Origin of the sequence: Streptomyces sp. PsTaAH-137 (assembly GCF_003259365.1) — a bacterium.
In the GTDB taxonomy this organism is placed as follows: Bacteria; Actinomycetota; Actinomycetes; order Streptomycetales; family Streptomycetaceae; genus Streptomyces.
Genome location: NZ_QLLY01000013.1, coordinates 40,631 through 58,345, shown reverse-complemented (window position 1 = coordinate 58,345; position 17,715 = coordinate 40,631). Strand labels below are relative to the sequence as shown.

General features: G+C 71.8%; 15 protein-coding genes and 1 pseudogene. 5 read left to right on the top strand and 11 right to left on the bottom strand.

Annotation, left to right across the window (positions count from 1 at the left end; genetic code table 11):
- Window positions 1-74: 74 nt before the first annotated feature.
- From K377_RS26915 to K377_RS26895, 5 genes are all read right to left on the bottom strand, one after another.
- Window positions 75-701: an ATP/GTP-binding protein gene (locus K377_RS26915; RefSeq protein ID WP_111666120.1), complete on the bottom strand. Its 627-nt coding sequence runs from the start codon at window positions 699-701 to the stop codon at window positions 75-77.
- Window positions 685-1,050: a DUF742 domain-containing protein gene (locus K377_RS26910; protein WP_111666119.1), complete on the bottom strand. Its 366-nt coding sequence runs from the start codon at window positions 1,048-1,050 to the stop codon at window positions 685-687. Before K377_RS26910 ends, K377_RS26915 begins: the two co-directional genes overlap by 17 nt.
- The gene (locus K377_RS26905; protein WP_111666118.1) at window positions 1,047-1,475 is read right to left on the bottom strand and encodes a roadblock/LC7 domain-containing protein; all 429 of its coding nucleotides are present in this window, start codon (window positions 1,473-1,475) and stop codon (window positions 1,047-1,049) included. Before K377_RS26905 ends, K377_RS26910 begins: the two co-directional genes overlap by 4 nt.
- Window positions 1,472-3,829 carry an ATP-binding protein gene (locus K377_RS26900; protein WP_258395130.1) on the bottom strand — a complete coding sequence of 786 codons (2,358 nt, stop codon included), beginning with the start codon at window positions 3,827-3,829 and terminating at the stop codon, window positions 1,472-1,474. Before K377_RS26900 ends, K377_RS26905 begins: the two co-directional genes overlap by 4 nt.
- Before the next feature lie 214 nt (window positions 3,830-4,043).
- Complete coding sequence (locus K377_RS26895) at window positions 4,044-5,351, bottom strand: DUF5685 family protein (protein WP_111666117.1); 1,308 nt, start codon at window positions 5,349-5,351, stop codon at window positions 4,044-4,046.
- A gap of 367 nt (window positions 5,352-5,718) precedes the next feature.
- On the opposite strand from K377_RS26895, the gene K377_RS26890 reads away from it, so the two are divergent.
- Window positions 5,719-6,165, top strand: coding sequence for a cell division protein SepF (locus K377_RS26890; RefSeq protein ID WP_111666116.1), 447 nt, complete (start codon window positions 5,719-5,721; stop codon window positions 6,163-6,165).
- Between the two features lie 59 nt (window positions 6,166-6,224).
- On the opposite strand, the gene K377_RS26885 is transcribed toward K377_RS26890, so the two are convergent.
- Window positions 6,225-7,856, bottom strand: coding sequence for an MFS transporter (locus K377_RS26885; protein WP_111666115.1), 1,632 nt, complete (start codon window positions 7,854-7,856; stop codon window positions 6,225-6,227).
- A gap of 248 nt (window positions 7,857-8,104) precedes the next feature.
- Between K377_RS26885 and K377_RS26880 the strand changes: the two genes are divergently transcribed.
- Both K377_RS26880 and K377_RS26875 read left to right on the top strand, forming a co-directional pair.
- On the top strand, window positions 8,105-9,244 hold the full coding sequence (locus K377_RS26880; RefSeq protein WP_258395129.1) for a hypothetical protein: 1,140 nt from the start codon (window positions 8,105-8,107) through the stop codon (window positions 9,242-9,244).
- A 237-nt stretch (window positions 9,245-9,481) separates the two neighbouring features.
- Entirely contained in the window at window positions 9,482-10,471 is a 990-nt protein-coding gene (locus K377_RS26875) for a phosphatase PAP2 family protein (RefSeq protein ID WP_111666114.1), read from the top strand.
- 118 nt (window positions 10,472-10,589) lie between these two features.
- On the opposite strand, the gene K377_RS26870 is transcribed toward K377_RS26875, so the two are convergent.
- A complete protein-coding gene (locus K377_RS26870) occupies window positions 10,590-10,793 on the bottom strand; it encodes an I78 family peptidase inhibitor (protein ID WP_111666113.1) in 204 nt (67 codons plus the stop codon).
- A gap of 450 nt (window positions 10,794-11,243) precedes the next feature.
- Here K377_RS26870 and ctaD point away from each other — a divergent pair.
- Window positions 11,244-12,938, top strand: a pseudogene (ctaD, locus tag K377_RS26865) (cytochrome c oxidase subunit I); the annotation flags it as partial.
- Here the strand turns inward: ctaD and K377_RS26860 are convergent.
- The 4 genes from K377_RS26860 to K377_RS26845 form a co-directional block, all read right to left on the bottom strand.
- A complete protein-coding gene (locus K377_RS26860) occupies window positions 12,826-13,878 on the bottom strand; it encodes a YafY family protein (protein WP_111666112.1) in 1,053 nt (350 codons plus the stop codon). The pseudogene ctaD and the gene K377_RS26860 overlap by 113 nt on opposite strands.
- Before the next feature lie 213 nt (window positions 13,879-14,091).
- The gene (locus K377_RS26855; RefSeq protein WP_309252249.1) at window positions 14,092-14,925 is read right to left on the bottom strand and encodes a hypothetical protein; all 834 of its coding nucleotides are present in this window, start codon (window positions 14,923-14,925) and stop codon (window positions 14,092-14,094) included.
- The gene (locus K377_RS26850) at window positions 14,922-16,181 is read right to left on the bottom strand and encodes a glycosyltransferase family 4 protein (protein ID WP_111666110.1); all 1,260 of its coding nucleotides are present in this window, start codon (window positions 16,179-16,181) and stop codon (window positions 14,922-14,924) included. The genes K377_RS26855 and K377_RS26850 overlap by 4 nt, the downstream gene beginning before the upstream one ends.
- Before the next feature lie 291 nt (window positions 16,182-16,472).
- Window positions 16,473-17,006 carry a hypothetical protein gene (locus K377_RS26845; protein WP_111666109.1) on the bottom strand — a complete coding sequence of 178 codons (534 nt, stop codon included), beginning with the start codon at window positions 17,004-17,006 and terminating at the stop codon, window positions 16,473-16,475.
- A gap of 195 nt (window positions 17,007-17,201) precedes the next feature.
- On the opposite strand from K377_RS26845, the gene K377_RS26840 reads away from it, so the two are divergent.
- Window positions 17,202-17,669 (top strand): hypothetical protein, encoded by a 468-nt coding sequence (locus K377_RS26840; protein ID WP_111666108.1) that lies wholly within the window; start codon window positions 17,202-17,204, stop codon window positions 17,667-17,669.
- The last annotated feature ends 46 nt before the right edge of the window (window positions 17,670-17,715 follow it).

The window sequence follows — 17,715 nt, the reverse complement described above, 5'->3', positions numbered from 1 at the left end:
CCAGCCCCCACCGGCCCGCACCCCAAAAACAACCCAGGGGCGCGGGGAACTGCGCGACCAGCCCCCACCGGGCGTCAGCCGACCGGCAGCCCCTCAGGGGCGCGGGGAACCGCGCGAGAAGCCCCCCGCCGCCCCCGCACCCGAACCCCGATCACCTGGTCCATCAGCGCGGCCAGGACATCACGTACAGAACCCCGCGCCCGCGCATCACACTCCACCACCGGCACCGACTCCCCCACCCCCAACGCCTCCCGGATCTCCCCGAGTTCGAACCGCTCCGAGCCCTCGAACCGGTTCACGGCGAGCACGAACGGCGCCCCGTGCGCCTCGAAGTAGTCCAGCGCGGGGAAGCAGTCCTCGATGCGCCGGGTGTCGACGAGCACGACCGTACCGAGCGCACCCTCCACCAGGTCGTCCCAGAGGAACGAGAACCGGTCCTGCCCGGGCGTGCCGAAGAGATACAGCGCGATCGTCGGATCGAGCGTGATGCGCCCGAAGTCGAGGGCGACCGTGGTGGTCGTCTTGCCCTCGACGCCCGCCAGCGAGTCGACGCCCACCGAGACCTGGGTGATCGCCGCCTCTGTGTCGAGCGGCTCGATCTCCGAGACGGCCCCGATGAAGGTCGTCTTGCCGACCCCGAGCCCACCGCTGACCACGATCTTCACGGCCAGCGGGGCGACGCGTTCAGAGCGCCCTGACATGGTCCCTGATCCTTTCGAGGGTGTGGAGCGGCAGCTCCGTGGTTTGCGAACACGACAGCCGGCCGCCCACGACGAGGTCGGCGATGAGCACCTTGGCGACGCCGAGCGGCACCCCGACGGCCTCGGCCACATGGGCGACGGTGGTGGGTTCCTGACAGAGCGTCACGATGCGCTGATGCTCGAAGGCGAGCGGAGCGCCACCGCCGTCCGGGGCGTCCACCGCGACCACGAGGGTCTCGAGGCGCAGATCGGACTGGGCGGGCCGCACCCGTCCCCCGGTGATGATGAAGGGACGCACGAAGGCTTCCGACGAGTCGCCTGACTCGCTGGGCCCGTGGGGCTCGCTCATCGCGGCAGCGTCTCCCGCAGATCGGCGATGAGCGTCGGCGTGAGCAGGTCCCCGGCGCGCTCGGCGAGCACCGCCATCTCGTAGCCCACGAGGCCGAGTTCACCGCTGCTGTCGGCGAGCACCCCGAGACAGCTGCCGTCCCTGATCGCGGAGACCAGCAGGAAGCCGCGCCCCATCTCGATCATGATGAGTTTCACGCCGTCGAAGCTGTACCGCTTGGAGGCGCTGCGCGCGAGGCTGGAGAGCCCGGAGACGATGGCGGCCAGATGGTCGGCCTCGGTCCGGCCGAGCCCTTCGGACACGGCGATGAGCAGCCCGTCGGAGGAGACGGCGACGGCGTCGCGCACCCCGTCGGTGTTGCGGACGAAGTTGGCGAGGAGCCAGTTGAAGGTCTGCGAGTCGCCCCGCGTGTCGACGGTGGTCACTTGTCGCTCTGCCCTTCGCTGGTGTCCTGTTCGGTTCGTTCGTTGGCGGCCCGCTCGCGCTCCACGCTGATGGAGCCGCGCATGTGGGCGCTGCGCAGCCCGGAGAGCATTCCGGAGACGTCCTCGGGGCTGCGCTCGACGGCGGGCCCCTCGGGTGCGGGCCGGGTGGGCGTGTCCGCCTCGGTCATGGCCTTGGTGATGGCGCTGCGCTGCGGGCGCTTGACGAGCCCGTTGCGGGTGCGGGACGCCGAGGAGGCGGCGGAGGCCGGCCTGGGCGCGGAGGCCGCGGCGGCGACCTGTTCCCGGCGCGGGGCGGGCAGCACGGCCTCTCCGCCACCGCTGCGGACGGCCGCGACGGGCCGGGCGGCGGCCGCCTTCACGACCCTCTCCTTCGGGGTCTCCCCCTGCTGTGCCGCGGCCGGGGACCCCGTCGGCTCCACCGCCTCGGTGAGCAGCGTGGACGGGATCAGGACCCGGGCGACGACACCGGCGGCGGGCGCCTCGCCGAGCCGTACCTCGATGCCGCACTTGCGGGCGAGCGCGCCGACCACGAAGTGGCCGAGGAAGCGGGTGGGTTCGGCCATGAAGCTGGCGGTGCCGGAGAGCCGTACGTTGGCCTCGGCGAGCGCCTGGGTGTCCATGCCGAGCCCGTGGTCGACGATCGCGATGAGGTACCCGGCGCTGGTGCGCCGCCCCTCGATCTCCACGTCGGAGTCCGGCGGCGAGAAGCTCAGCGCGTTCTCCACCAGCTCGGCGAGCAGGTGGGCGAGTTCGGCGACGACGGAGCCCGACACCTGCGCGGGCTCGACCCGGCGCAGGGTGACGCGGCGGTACTCCTCGACCTCGGAGAGGGAGGCGCGCAGGACGTCGTTGACGGACAGCGGGGTCGCCCAGGTGCGGGGGCTGGACTCCCCGGCGAGGACGAGCAGGGATTCGGCGTTGCGGCGCATGCGGGTGGCCAGGTGGTCGAGTTCGAAGAGGTTGGCGAGGGTGTCGGGGTCGGCGTCCTCGTGCTCCAGCTTGTTGATGAAGCCGATCTGGCGGCGCACCAGGTTCTGGTTGCGGCGGCCGAGGCTGACCAGCGACTCGGTGGCGTTCCTGCGCAGCACGGCCTGCTCGGTGGCGAGGTCGAACGCGGCACGCTGCACCCGGTCGAAGGCGTCGGCCACCTCGCGGACCTCGGCGCCCGCGCGGGCGTCGAGCCCGAGCGGCGCGGGCGGCGCGGGCGCCTCGCCCCCGGCGGCGGACTGCACGTCGGCGACGGCCCGCGGCAGCCGCACCCCGGCGACCTCGCGGGCCTCCTGGGCGAGTCCGCTGAGCGGCGCGGACACGGATCGTACGCAGTCGCGGGCGAGGGCGGCGAGGGCGCCGATCACCGCGAGCGCGAGCAGCACGAAGAGCAGCAGGTCGCGCTGGGCGGAGCTCTCCAGCTCCGCGGCGCGCGACTCGACGTCGGAGCCGATGGAGATCTGGACGTCCCGCAGGCCGTTGATGGTCGAGGTCATCGTGTCCCACCAGGCCATGGGCGGGATGTCGGCGGCGGCGAGCCGGCCCGCGCCGTGCACGGCGGTCGACTCGTACGCGAGGGCGCGCTCGGCGTCGGGCGTGGCGAGGGCGGTGTCGAGCCGTCGCTGCTGCGCCGCGGTCGCGGTGCGCGGGAAGGTGGTGAGCGCGGCGAGCCGGCCCGACCTGATCTCCATGAACCGGCTGTAGTCGTCGGCGCGGAAGCGGCCGCCGGCCCGGACAGAGCCGAGGACGATGGCGCGTTCCTGGCCCAGGTACTCCTTGGCGGTGCCGAGGGTCTGGAGCGACTGGTAGGCGTCGCGCAGCCGCGCGTCGTCGACGTCGTCGAGGCCGCGGCCGGCCTTGGCGAACTGGGCGATGGTGCTGGTGAAGTAGTCGAAGGTGGCCTTCACCTGGCCGGAGCCGTCGTCCGCGGCGGAACGGATCCCGGCGAGTCCTCCGAGCCGCCCGAGCGCGTCGCGCGCGGCTCCGGCTCCCTCGTGCTGCGCGAGCGCGTCCTCCAGGGCCGTGCGGGCGGTGTCGGTGGCCTTGCGCTGGGCGGGGAGCTTGGCGGCGAACTGCTGGACGCCGCCGACGTACCCGGTGGTGAGGCCGCGCTCCTTCTGCAGCTCGTGGACGAGCCCCTGGAGGGTGACCTCCAGGCGCGCGTTTCCGGCGGTGGCGGATGCGCCTCGGTAGGCGGAGACCTGCTCGGCGGCGAAGACCCCGAGGAGGGCGAGGAGCACGGCGAGCGCGAGTCCGAGGATGCGCAGCAGCCGGGTACGGATGGTCGTGCTTGTTCTGGGCCTGGAGAAAGCCTTCTTGAAACGAACGGTCGACAGGAGATCCACGGAAGTGCCTTATGGAGAGGGCGAGTTGGCGGGGCAGAAACGCTGCTTCTGCGCCCGCCCAACGACCTCTCTCAGGCTCCGGTCACCGGATCATGTGTTTGTTTTACGCCCCGGAAACAGCATCTTCGCCGGGCCGCAGGTGAGCCCGTCGCCCCGGCCCGGCGCCCACGTCTCCGTATACAGGGCCAGCACTTCACTCACCGCAGCCACGCCGCTAACCGCAGTCACAGCACGAGCAGCAGTCGCAGCAATCACAGCAGGAGCAGTCGGGACAGTCGCAGTCACAGTTGTTGCAGCAGCCCTCCCGCTTCTTGCGCGACCAGGGACCCTCGAACTCGTCGGCGCAGCACACCTTGCAGGTGCAGCAGAGCCCGATCGCCACGGCGCACCCGGCGAGCAGCCCGCGCTTGCCGGGCTTGGGCGGCTGGAACGACGGCCCGCCGCCGAAACCACCGGGCCCGCCCGGACCACCCGGCCCGCCGGGACCTCCCTGGTTGCCGCCCCCATAGGGATTGCCGCCCCCGTACGGATTGTTGGACTCGTACGCGCCCGATCCCGTCGGCGCGTACGGGCTGCCCGGCGCCCCGGTCGGCACCCAGCCGTCCTGTCCGTCCCGGCCTCCCGGCGCGGACGCCGACCCGGTGTGCGCGCAGGTGCCGGTGACCCCGAACACCCGGTCCACCGACCGTCCCACCTCGTGCGCGAGGAGCAGATGGGCCAGCTTGCCGTCCACGAAGTCGACCTCGCGCAGGGCGAGCCGGATCCCGTGCACGGCGTCGTCGGCGAGCCGGCGCGCCTCGGCGAGCCCGGTGCCGGTCGCGGTCAGCGGGTTCCACGCGCCGGACGCGGTGTCCTCGGCCAGGTCCTCCACGGCGTCGAGGAGGTGCGCGAGCCGCCCGAAGAGCCGGCCCGCCTCGGCGAGCGGCTCGGCGTTGTGCGGCCGCCCGGCGAGGCGCGCGGTGTGCGCGAACGCGGCGGCGGTCGCGGTCTCCGTCGGTTCGGTGACCGTGAGGAGGGCGGTGCCGGGACCGGCCAGCGCCTCGATGCCGACCTGCCGTTCGACCGCATCGAGCAGCACCGCGGTGTCGAAGCCGACGTCGGAACCGGTGCGCGTACCGGCCCGGCCCCAGCTCGCCGCGACCCTGCGGGCGGCGAGGGCGACCGGTCTGCGGGCGAAGAGCCCGTCCCGGTCGTCGACGTGGTCGCGCACCTTCGCGGCGGCCAGCACCAGGGAGACGGCGGCCGCGAGCCGGGCCCCCTCGCCCTGGGCGACGGACGCGGTCCGCATCCCGCGCAGCGGACAGGGCCCGGCCTGGCGCCGCCAGGCTCCGGCGCCGCCGGGGCGCTCGGCCTGAGCCTCCGTCAGAACTGAGATCAGCAGACCGTCATAGTTCGTGACGACCCGGGCGAACTGCCCGTGATCGCCGCGCAGCGCCAGGCAGAGGCCGCACAGGTGGGCCATCCACTGGGTCTTGAGATGCTCTCCGAGCCGATGACTGCAGGGCCGGACAATTCCGAACAAGGCGACTCCCCCGTGCGCCGGATGACGAAGCGTCAACTGGGATCGTCAACGACGCCCGATCGACGCGCCGCCGCCCAAGTGACCGTGAACGACGGCATCGTATCGAGCCTTCGTCCGCCTTCTCGTTCACTCGTACGCACCTCTGGTCACCCAAACGCCGCGAAGAATCATATTTCACTCACCGTCAGCAGTCCGGGCCCGTACAGCCCTTGGGAACGCCGGGGCAACACCGTGTTGACTCTGCACCAGTACCGTCACGAAAACCCCGCGCGGCGACTATCCACTTGGCGCGGCATCCGCATCATGGATGAACATGGGGATGCAGGACATGCGGAACGCAGAGGAACCGCGGTGAGAGGAGGCGTCCATGGGATCGGTGCGCAAGGCGAGTGCCTGGCTTGGCCTCGTCGACGACAACGATGACGAGCGTTACTACGACGACGACTACGACGAGGGGCCCGAGCCCCCTGCGACCGGCGCCGCCTGGGTCACCGACCCGCGGGTGAAGGTCGCCGAGGACAAGGCCGAGGAAGAGGGCCGGCGCATCGGCACCGTGACCCCGGACAGTTTCCGCGACGCGCGCCGCATCGGGGAGATGTTCCGGGACGGGGTCCCGGTCATCATGAACCTCACGTCCATGGAGCCCGCCGACGCCAAGCGCGTCGTCGACTTCGCGGCGGGGCTCATCTTCGGCCTGCGCGGTTCGATCGACCGGGTCGCGAACCGGGTGTTCCTGCTGACCCCCGCGGACACGCAGATCGTGTCCGGCCGGGAGGCAAAGGTTCAGCAGGACGGTTTCTTCAACCAGAGCTGACCGTCGGGTGGGCGGTGACACAGCCCCGCCCACCCACGGTCGGACGGCCCGGGACCGCCCTATACGACGGACGACTCGGCGCGGGACGGCCGGCGCGGGGCGGCGACCCCGGACGCCTCGGACCCCTCGGAGGCCGGGGCCTCCTCGCACTCCATCCGGCGCGGCAGCCGCAGGGCGGCGAGCGCGCCGAGGAACAGCAGCACGGCGCTGACGATCAGGGTGACGTGCAGCCCGTGCACGAAGGCGGCCCGCGCGGCACCGCGCAGTGCGGCGCCCGCCGTGCCGCCCAGATCGGCGGCGATCTGGTACGCCTCCCCCAGCGAGTGCCCCGCGGCCCCGCTCGCCGTCCCGGAGACCCCGGCGACATGGCCGAGGCCGGGCGCGTACGCGGCGTTCATGACCGAACCCAGCAGCGCGATGCCCATCCCGGCGCCCAGCTGGTAGGACGTCTCGCCGATCGCGGCGGCGCCTCCGGCGTCGTCGGCCGGAGCCTCGGTGAGCATCGACTCGTAGGCCCCGAACAGCGTGCTCTGGAAGCCGAAGCCCAGCAGTATGAAGCCGACGCTGAGCAGGACCGGCCGGTCCTGCTCGCCCATCAGGCAGAGCAGCAGCACCGCGCAGGCGGTCAGCGTGAAACCGGACGCCACCATGCCGCGCGGCCCGAACCGGCGCAGGTTCCCGGAGCCGAGCACGCCCGCCGCCATCGCGGCGAAGGTGAGCGGCAGCATCCGCAGGCCGGTCTCCAGCGGGCTGAGCTCCAGCACCAGCTGGAGGTACTGGACGGCGATCAGCTCCAGGCCCACCAGCGCGAGCATGGCGATGACGATGCAGCCGACGGACGTGGAGAAGGCGGCCCGGGTGAACAGCCGCATGTCGATCAGCGGGTGCTCGCGCCGCCGCTGACGCCGCACGAACAGCACCAGGAGCGCCACTCCGGCCAGGAACGGCAGCACCGCCTCCGGGGCGAGCAGGTCGCGCTCGGTGCCCCACTGCTTGATGCCGTAGACGACACCGAGCACGCCGAGCGCCGCGAGCAGCGCCCCGGCCAGGTCCCACGGCCCGTCCGAGCGCCCCTTGGACTCGGGCACCAGCACCCGGCACAGCGGCAGCATGACCGCCATCAGCGGGATGTTGATGAGGAAGACCGAGCCCCACCAGTAGTGCTCGACGAGGAAGCCGCCGAGCACGGGCCCGGTGGCGGCGCCGACCGCGGCGACCGCCGTCCATACACCGATGGCGACGGCCCGCTCGTGCCGGTCGGGGAAGACGTCCCGCAGGATCGACAGCGTCGCGGGCATGATCATCGCGCCGCCGATGCCGAGCAGGGCGCGGGCCGCGATGAGCACCTGGGCGGTCTCGGAGAAGACGGCGAGCGCGGAGGCGAGGCCGAACAGCCCGTAGCCGAGCAGCAGGATTCTGCGACGGCCGACCCGGTCGCCCAGGGTGCCGAAGAGGATCAGCAGGGAGGCGCAGACCAGGGGGTAGGCGTCGCCGATCCACAGCAGCTCGACCGAGGTCGGCTTGAGGTCCTCGGTGACCGAGGGCAGGGCGACGTAGAGAATGGTCGAGTCGAGCGCGACCAGAAGCAGGCTCGTGCACAGGACGACGAGGACGACCCAGCGATTGGTGCGGGCGCGCGTCGCGGCGAGCAGTCCGCGCAGCCGCCCGGTGGCCGTGCTCGTCCCGGACATGTGCGTACCTCCCAGTGGTCCTCGCAATCGGCGGATCCGGGGGCTGGGGATGTCCCTCGGTCTCCGGTCGGGAGGAGTCGGCTCCCGGCCCCGCAGCGATAAGGCGAGTGAGCCGTCAGAGTACGCGAGTTCGGGCCGGTCAGACGTGGCGGGTCTCTCACGTAATGGGCTCACGCGTGTGGTGTGCGCCACTCGTCCGGGACGGGTGGCGTCCGGAGCACGGCGGGCGACCGCCGATAATCGGGGCCGTGACGGACGATGATCGACAAGACCGGCCCGCGCTGCGGCGGGCGGCCCCGGCCCTCCTCGGGTACGCGGCCGTGCGCGCCCTGGGTGTGCTCGTGCTGGCGCTGTGGAGCGCCGCCGAGGGCAAGAGCTGGCTGACGCTGCTGACCGCCCGCTGGGACTCGCTCTGGTACACGCGGGTCGCCGAGCACGGTTACGGCTGGTCGGTGACGCTGCCCGACGGGAGCGTCCACTCGAACCTCGCGTTCTTCCCGCTGCTGCCCTGGCTGGAGCGGCTGGGGTCGGCGCTCACCCCGCTGTCGTACGGCCAGGCGGGCATGGTGGTGAGCTGGCTCGCCTCGCTCGCGGCGGCGTGGGGGATCTACGCGGTCGGCGCCCGGGTCTCCGGCCACCGGGCCGGGGTCTGTCTCGCGGTGCTCTGGGGCGCGCTGCCCATCGGGATCGTGGCGTCGATGGCGTACAGCGAGGCCCTGTTCACGGCGCTCGCGGCGTGGGGACTGTACGCGGTCCTGCGGCGGCGCTGGGTGACGGCCGGGCTGCTCGCCTCGCTGGCCGGGCTGACCCGGCCGATCGGCGCGGCGGTCGTGGCGGCGGTGTGGGTGGCGGCCGCGCTGTGGGTGCGGCGGGAGCGGCGGGTGCCGTGGCGGCTGGTAGCCGGAGTGCTGCTGGCGCCGGCGGGCGCGGCCTCGTACGTGCTGTGGGTCGGGCACCGTACTGGCGGCGGGCTCCTCGGCTATCTCGACGTGCAGGGGCAGTGGGGCAACGGCTTCGACGGCGGTCTGGCCTTCGCCCGGTTCGTCGCGGACAAGTTCACCTCGCTGCCCGGGGCGCTCGCCGGGACCGGTCTGATCGTCGGGGTCGTGCTCGTCGTCTGGCTGTACGTGGCCGGGGTGCGCCAGGGCCAGCCGGTGCCGCTGCTCGTCTACACGGGGGTCGTGCTCGCGCTTGCCCTGTGTTCCTCGGGGTACTTCGGATCGAAGCCCCGGCTGATGCTGCCCGCGTTCCCGCTGCTGCTGCCGCCGGCGGTGGCCCTGGCCCGGTGGCACACCCGCCGACCTGCGGCGGCGTGGGTGCTGGGCGGGCTCGCGCTGGTCTCGGCCGGGTACGGGGCGTTCTGGCTCAACGGCTCGGGACCGCCGTGACCGGTCCCGCCCGCCCCTGACCGGACGGAGAATTCCGTGCCAGCAAGCGGTGAACGCATTCAAAAGCGAACTAAAACCGGCCTGTTTAAACGATCACCGAATTCATGGGAACAACGCTCTCCGGTAATCGGAATCCGGGGAATAAACCTCGCGCTGAGATCAATCCCACATCACATCGTCATCACAAAGCCCCTGTTTCGAGCCGGTCCACCACTCACCCGCTGTAGCGTCGATTGGGTGCGTACCGAACCAAACCTGACCCGCCGGGTCGAGCGGGTCTTCGCCCGGCTCGACCGCGAGCCCGAACGGCCGGCGCATGTGGGCATGCCCCGCATGAGCCGGCACCGTGTCGTGCTCTTCGGGCTGACCCTGTCCTTCTACCTCGCGATCGTGGTGGCCGTCCTGGTCACGTCCTGGCTGGTCGCGTTCGACTGGCAGGTCATGTTCTTCCGGCCCTACCAGCAGTGGCCGGAGATCCACGCGTTCCTCGACTACTGGGTCGTGCTCGGCCAGCGCGGCCCGACGGCCGTGATGGTGACGGCCTGGCTGGGCTGGCGCTCGTGGCGCCAGCACACCCTGCGCCCCCTGCTGATGTTCGGTACGGCCCTGCTGCTGCTCAATGTGACGGTGGGCGCGGCCAAGTACGGCATGGGCCGCGCGGGCCCGCACTACGCCACCATGATCGGCTCGAACGAGATGTGGCAGGGCGGCGATATATTCCCCTCCGGCCACACGGCGAACGCGGTGGTGACCTGGGGCATCCTCGCCTACCTGGCCTCCACGCCGCGGGCCCGCCGCTGGCTCTCCGCCGTCTCCGCGGTGATCTCCCTCAGCGTCGGCCTGACCACCGTCTACCTCGGTACGCACTGGCTGAGCGACGTGCTCCTGGGCTGGGCCGCGGGTCTGCTGATCCTGCTGGCGCTGCCCTGGATCGAACCGCTGGTCGCGCGGGCCGAGGCCAGGATCCTCGCGGTCCGCGACCGTCTCCGGTCCGGCCGCACGGGCGCCGAGCCGGCCGCGGAGCCGCTCCCGGCCCCCGCCCCGGCGCGCACCCGCGAGCCGGTCGCGGCGCCGAACCGCCCGGCGAGCCGCCCCTCGGCGCTCCTCCCCCAGGGCCCGCACACGCCCCGCGGCGAGCGCACCCCGGCCACCCCCGCGGGCAGCAGACGCCCCGCGAGCACCCGCGGATCGACGCGGGCGGGCACAGCGGACCCGCAGCGGGCCTAGAACCCGCGCAGCGGGTACCCAGGACAGCGGGGCCGGTACGCACAACCACCCCGCACGACGAAGGCCCCCGGAGCCACACGGCTCCGGGGGCCTTCGCGCACGCGCGGCCCGTCGAGGCTCACCCCTTCCAGGCGCGCGTCACCGTGCCGTCCCTGACCTCGAAGTTCAGCCGGCCCGCGCGGTACTCCATGGTGATGATCGCGCCCGGCGGCAGCTGCCGGACGGTCGACCAGCCCCGGTCGTGGGCCTGCCGCTCGGCACTCTCGGCGTCGAGGCCGACGTAGCGGTCGGGGGTGTCCTGTGATCCCTGCGTGGGTGCCATGCCGCCACCGTAGGCCGTGTGCGCGGGTGGCGCCAGGCCCGCCCGAATGCCCCCGTCGGACTGTCCTACTGTCACGCTTCCGTCACAAGATCACGACGAATCGCGACGCCGAGTTTTCGTCCGAGTTCCTCACACGTTCGAGGGTTTCCTTACTTCTTACGCGCTTCTTACGCGCCCTCGCCACGCCCGGGGAAGCGCCGCCGGCGCACGGAATTCCGGATCGCCCCGCAATGGGCGCGAAACCGCCCCCCGGGACAATTACCGGGACGCCCCCGGACCATATCCGCGGTATTCCGAATCCCGTGGTGACACCGGCGAGTTGAGGCTGTCCGACAATTGCCTGTCCATGCCAGAAACCGGTGCGCGCCCTCTGTCGCGGGGGTGGTCGCGCGAGCATCATGGCCTGAGTTCGAAGCAAGCCCGGGGCGCGATGCGGCGAGGGGGCAGGCGATGGGAACGACCGGGGTGGCGGCCGGACCGCGCACGGCGGGACAGGTCCGCGAGCGGCAGCCGGGCCGCATCGTGGTGGACTGGCTGACCACGACCGACCACAAGAAGATCGGCCACCTCTACCTGATCACGGCCTTCGTCTTCTTCCTGGTCGGCGGCGTGATGGCGCTGCTGATGCGCGCCGAGCTGGCCCGCCCCGGGCTGCAGGTCCTCTCCAACGAGGAGTACAACCAGCTCTTCACGATGCACGGCACGATCATGCTGCTGCTCTTCGCGACGCCGACGTTCGCCGGGTTCGCCAACGAGATCATGCCGCTCCAGATCGGCTCCCCGGACGTGGCGTTCCCGCGGCTGAACATGCTCTCGTACTGGCTGTTCCTCTTCGGCGGCCTGATCGTGCTCGGCTCGCTCGTGGTGCCGGGCGGTGCCGCCGACTTCGGCTGGTTCGCGTACGCGCCGCTGAACAGCCTGACCCGGTCGCCCGGTGTCGGCGCCGATCTGTGGATCATGGTGCTCGCGCTCGCCGGGTTCGGCACGATCCTGGGCTCGGTGAACTTCCTGACGACGATCATCGGGATGCGGGCGCCGGGCATGACGATGTTCCGGATGCCGATCTTCACGTGGAACACGCTGTTCACGTCGATCCTCGTGCTGCTCGCCTTCCCGGTGCTGGCCGCCGCGCTGCTGGTCCTGGAGGCGGACCGGCGGTTCGGCTCGGTGGTCTTCGAGGCGGAGAACGGAGGCGCGCTGCTGTGGCAGCACCTGTTCTGGTTCTTCGGCCATCCCGAGGTCTACATCATCGCGCTGCCCTTCTTCGGCATCATCAGCGAGATCATCCCGGTCTTCAGCCGCAAGCCGATCTGGGGCTACACGATGCTGGTCGGCGCGACGATGGCGATCACCGGCCTGTCGGTGGTCGTGTGGGCGCACCACATGTTCGTGACCGGAGGGGTCCTGCTCCCCTTCTTCTCCTTCATGTCGTTCCTGATCGCGGTGCCGACGGGCGTGAAGTTCTTCAACTGGACCGGCACCATGCTCAAGGGCTCGCTCTCCTTCGAGACACCGATGCTCTGGTCGGTCGGCTTCCTGGTGACGTTCCTGTTCGGCGGGCTGACCGGCGTCATCCTGGCCTCGCCGCCGATGGACTTCCACGTCTCGGACACGTACTTCGTCGTCGCGCACTTCCACTACGTCGTCTTCGGCACCGTCGTCTTCGCCACGTTCGGCGGCTTCTACTTCTGGTGGCCGAAGCTGACCGGCAAGCTGCTCGACGAACGGCTCGGGAAGATCCACTTCTGGACGCTGTTCGTCGGCTTCCACACCACGTTCCTGGTGCAGCACTGGCTGGGCGCGGAGGGCATGCCGCGCCGGTACGCGGACTATCTGGCGGCGGACGGCTTCACGGCGCTCAACACGATCTCCTCGCTCGGCGCCTTCCTGCTCGGCCTCTCCACGCTGCCGTTCCTCTACAACGTCTGGAGGACCGCCAAGTACGGCACGAAGGTCGAGGTCGACGATCCGTGGGGGTACGGCCGCTCGCTGGAGTGGGCGACGGCGTGCCCGCCGCCCCGGCACAACTTCGTCACGCTGCCCCGGATCCGCTCGGAGGCCCCGGCGTTCGATCTGCACCATCCGGAGTTCGCGGCGTTCGAGGAGCGGACCCGGTCGTCGACGACCGCCGTAGCGCACGGTCCAGACGGTCCCGCACCGCGCTGATGGTGTCGGCCAGCGCGGCCGGCTCGACGACCTCGAACTCGAAGCCGGTGGAAGCGATGTGCCAGACCATCACGTCGAGGCTGACGGCCCCGGTGCGCAGCAGACACGTCCCGTCGCTCTCGGCCTCCAGCGTCCCGGCCGTCGGCGAGATCCGCTGCCGCGCCTCGGCCACCGGCGCGAGGAGACGCACCACGGCCTCGGTGGCGTACGCGCGGGTGGAGACGCCCCGGGAGACGTAGGCGGCGAGGTCGTCGGCGGGCGGTGTACGCGGCTGGAAGCGCGGCCCGTGCGGGGGCGTCGGCGTGACCCGGTCGACGCGGAACGTCCGCCAGTCGTCCCGCTCGACGTCCCAGGCCACGAGGTACCAGCGCCGCTCGCTGCACACGAGGCGCAGGGGTTCCACGGTCCGCCGGCTCTCCTCGCCGCCGTGCCCCACGTACGCGAACCGCAGCCGCTCCGAGTCCCGGCAGGCGGCGGCGAGTTCGCTCAGCAGCCCGGGGTCGACGGCCTCCGCTCCGGCGCCGCGCAGCATGGGCACGGTGTACGCGTTCAGGGCGCCGACGCGGCGGCGCAGCCGGTGCGGCAGCACCTGCTCCAGCTTGGCGAGGGCCCGCACCGACGTCTCGCCGATCCCGGCGATCCCCTGCCCCGCCGCCGTCCGCAGCCCCACCGCCACGGCGACGGCCTCGTCGTCGTCGAGCAGCAGCGGCGGCAGTTCGGCCCCCACACCCAGCTGGTACCCGCCCCCGGTGCCCGGGCTGGCGTGCACCGGATACCCGAGCTCGCGGAGCCGGTCGACGTCCCGCCGCACGGTGCGCGCGCTGACGCCGAGCCGCTCGGACAGCTCGGGCCCCGACCACTCGCGGTGGGCCTGGAGCAGGGAGAGCAGCCGCAGCAGCCGGGCAGAGGTCTCAAGCATGCGCCCGATTGTGCCCCGCGCGGCGGTCCGCGCCGCCCCTAGGACCTGTCTTCAAACTCCCCTCTGCCCCGCGACGCCTGGCACGCACTCTCGCCGCACCGGGCGCAAAGCCGAGTACGTCCAGTACGAGGCCTTACGCCCGGCACGCCGAGAGCACGCACCAGACGCCGCGGGGCCGCCCTCCGGGCGACGAGGGGAGTTTGAAGACAGGCCCTAGGGCTCGACGGCGCGCACCACGACGGCGAGATCGTTGTCCCCGGTGTAGTAGGGCTCGGCGGTCAGGTCGCGGCCCGCGGCGGCGAACGGGGTCACCGGGTAGGCGAAGATCTGCTTCTTGTCGGCGATGTCGTCGAGCAGCCGGGCCACCCGCACCTCGGGCCCGTCCTCGCCGCCGGGCCGCACCCACAGGTCCCAGCGGCCCTCGGACAGCTCCTCGTAGGCGATCCGCAGGGTGAACTCGGATCCGTCGACGTCGACTTCGCCCCGGAACACCGGACCGTCGTCGCGCGCCCGCAGCTCGGCGCTCGCCTTGGCGGTGATCGGCGTGCCGTAGACGCGGCCGTGCACGCTCAACTCGGTTCCGGTGATGAGGAGTTCACCGGCTTCTGCGTGCGGTGCGCGGCGCCAGCTGCGGACCGACAGGTTGCCGTTCTTCGTGGCGTACGGGATGCGGACGGCGACATGGCCGCGTGATCCGCTGGGCGCCCGGTCCACCAGCGAGCGCAGATCGTTCACTCCCGGCGCGAGACGGGCCGGTTCACCACCGGCGACCTCGGCGAACGCGTCCCAGCGCCCCTCGGCCAGCTCCACCCCTATCGGCAGCGAGGCGCGCAGCCTCCCGTCGTCGACCTGGGCGAGCGGCAGCCGCATCTCCTGGCCGCCGGCGCGCTCGACCAGGACGAGGTACGCGGAGCCGGCCGCTCCGTGGTCGGTGACGTCGAAGGTGAGACCTCCGGCGGAGTCGGCGATGCAGTCGGCGCGGGGTGCCATGAGGACGGTCCTGTCGTCAGACTCGAACGTCGATGCGGGCGTGGCCAGCGGTGTCATGCGGTGCGCCCCTTCCCGGGCGATCTGAACAGGGCGCGACTCGCGTCCCGGACGACGTAGGCACCGCCGAGCAGGGAACCGCGGGCCCGGTGCAGCATGTTCACGGAGCCGCCGCGTCCGGTCAGGGAGCCGAAGAGCGTCTCGTAGCGCTCGGCGATCCGGGCCGGGTCGAACCGCTCGGAGCTGGTGAGGGCGCGCGCCGCCATCTCCTGGCGCCGCTTGTCGTCGTTGATGAGCTCCAGCAGGCCACCGGCGATCGCGTCGACGTTGCCGACCTCGACGAGGCGGCCGTCGACCCCGTCGTGGATGATCTCGCCGGGCCCGTGCGGGCAGTCGGTGGCGACGACCGGGAGCCCGCACCGCATGGCTTCGACGATGGTCATGCCGAAGGACTCGAAGGTCGAGGTCACGGCAGCGACGGAACCTTTCGCCCACTCCGGCTCGATCGGGTTGGCCGGGCCCATCAGGAAGACGTGGTTGTAGAGCCCGAGCTGGTCGATGAGGGTGCGCAGCTTGTCCTTCTGGCGCCCCGCGCCGTAGATCCGCAGCCGCCAGTCGGGGCGCTCGGCGCGCACCTTGTCGAAGGCCCTGATCAGCAGGTCGTACCGCTTGACGGGGGCGAGCCGGCCGGCGGCCACGACCCACTTGGCGTCGCCGTCGGCGGGGGTGATCCCCGGGGCGGGCACCGGATTGGACATGGCCTCGATCCGGACACCGGGCAGCCGCATCCGCTCGCGGTAGGCGCGGGCGTCGGCCTCGGTGGTCGTGGTGAGGGCGTCCAGGCGCGGGTAGACCTTCCGCAGCTGGCGCAGCAGGCCCGGCGTGTGGGTGTCGAGCGTGAGGTGCTCCTGGCCGACGCGCAGCGGGCCGCGCCGGGTCTCCTTGGCGAGGTGCACATTGAGCCCCGGCCGGGTGCCGACGACGACGTCCGCCTCGACGCTCGCGAGGTGCTCGGCGATGCGCCGGTCGGTGAGCGCGCTGTACTGCTCGTAACGGCCCTCGTGGCGCGGGAAGACCGTGGCCGGCTCCTTGGCCGCCGGGTCGTCGCCGTCGTAGCCGGCGGAGCCCTTGCGCAGGTCCACCAGGTGACGCAGCCGGATGCGCTGGTCGGGCGCGAACACCGGCTCGTCGCGGTGCCGGAAGACCGATACCACCTCCACGTCGTGCTGCTCCGCCAGCGTGTTGGCGAGGTTGTACGTGGTGCGGATCGTCCCTCCGATCCCATACGCGTTGTGAATCAGGAAAGAAATCTGCATGCGTCCCCGTATCCCACCATTCCGCGCGGACAGTCCGGACCGTCGGTTCTGTCGGTTCAATCCGTGTCCTCCGCCTACCAGATGGTTAGACGGAGATGCCCGGGCGAGGGTTGTTCTTCATCATCATTTTGTTCCAGAACAGTTGCCCTATTGGTAGGCAATATGAGGAACCATTTGGCCACTCTGTCCATCAGGGCAACGTTGTTGCTGGTGAGGCGGCTGCGGACCGTCAAAGCGCGTGCCGTTCGTGTCACCGCTCCGAGCGATCCGCAGCCCCCGCGGCAGCCGTGGTCAGCAGCCCGCGCCGGGTGACGCGTTGCCGCTCAGCCGGACCAGTGCGCACAGCGTCCGGACGGACACCTTCCAGACGCCGTCCTGCTCCACGGAGACGCCCTTGGCGTTGGGGAGCACCGTGGCGCCCTTGATCGTCAGCGAGTACGTCACGTCGGCGGACGTCGGCGAGGTGAAGGCGACCTTCGTGACCTCCGCCTGCACCTGGCCGCCGCGCCTGTCCCCGTTGAACCTCTCCAGGACCTTCTGCATCACCGACCCGTTCTCCAGGAGCTCGGTCTTCTGGTCGAGCGGTACGTCCGGGCTGAAGAACTTCTTCCAGTTGGCCTTGATCTCCTGCTCGGCGGCGGCCGGGTCGGCCGGCGCGGTCGCCGTCGCGGTCACCGTCGGCCGCTGCGTCGTCGGGGTCTTCGTCGAGCCCCCGTCCGAGCCGCCCGAACCACCGCACGCCACCAGAGCGGGCCCGAGCGAGAGCACCGCGGCGAGGGCCGCGACCCGCCCCCGCCGAACCGCCGTGATCCTGTTTCCGAACATCAACTGGCTCACCACCGGATGTCGGTCCGGGCCCCAACAGCGCCCGGAGCTTTCAGGGTTGGCCTCCAGAAGGCATAGTGCAAGCGATCGGCCCGACAAAGCCATACAGAGCCGGACACCGACGGATACGACCGAAAGCGGCCGCCCGCCACGGCTCCGGCGGACACCCGACACGACGACGGTGGGGAGCCACCCATGCGGACAGTCCGGCCCCGCGCATCCGACCTGCATCCCGTGCTGTGGACGGGCCTCGCCGCGCTCTCCGGCGGCGCCCTGCTGTGCGTCATCGGCTGGTACGGGATGTCGGGCGAACGCTACGCCGAGCGCCAGCTGCCCTATCTGGCCTCGTGCACGATGCCGGGCTCGGCCCTGATCATCGCGGGTGCGGTCCTTCTCACGTACGGCAGGAGCACCGTGACGAGCGCCCGGGTGGCGGAGCTGTACGAGCTGCTCGTCGCGGGCGACCCACCCGAGCGGCCGCGGACCGGTGAACCGGTGACGGTCCCCGGCGGGACGCTGTGGCACCGCGCGGACTGCCCGCTCGTCGCGGGCAGGCCCGAGGTGATACCGGCGGACGGCCCCACCGTCGCCTCGGGCGGTCTCGGCCCGTGCCCTGTCTGCGAGCCGCCGGCCGGGGCCCGAGGCGTGGCCCCGCCGATGTGACGACAGGGCGCTCGCCGGGCGCAGGGGGCGGGACGCGCCCTGGAAC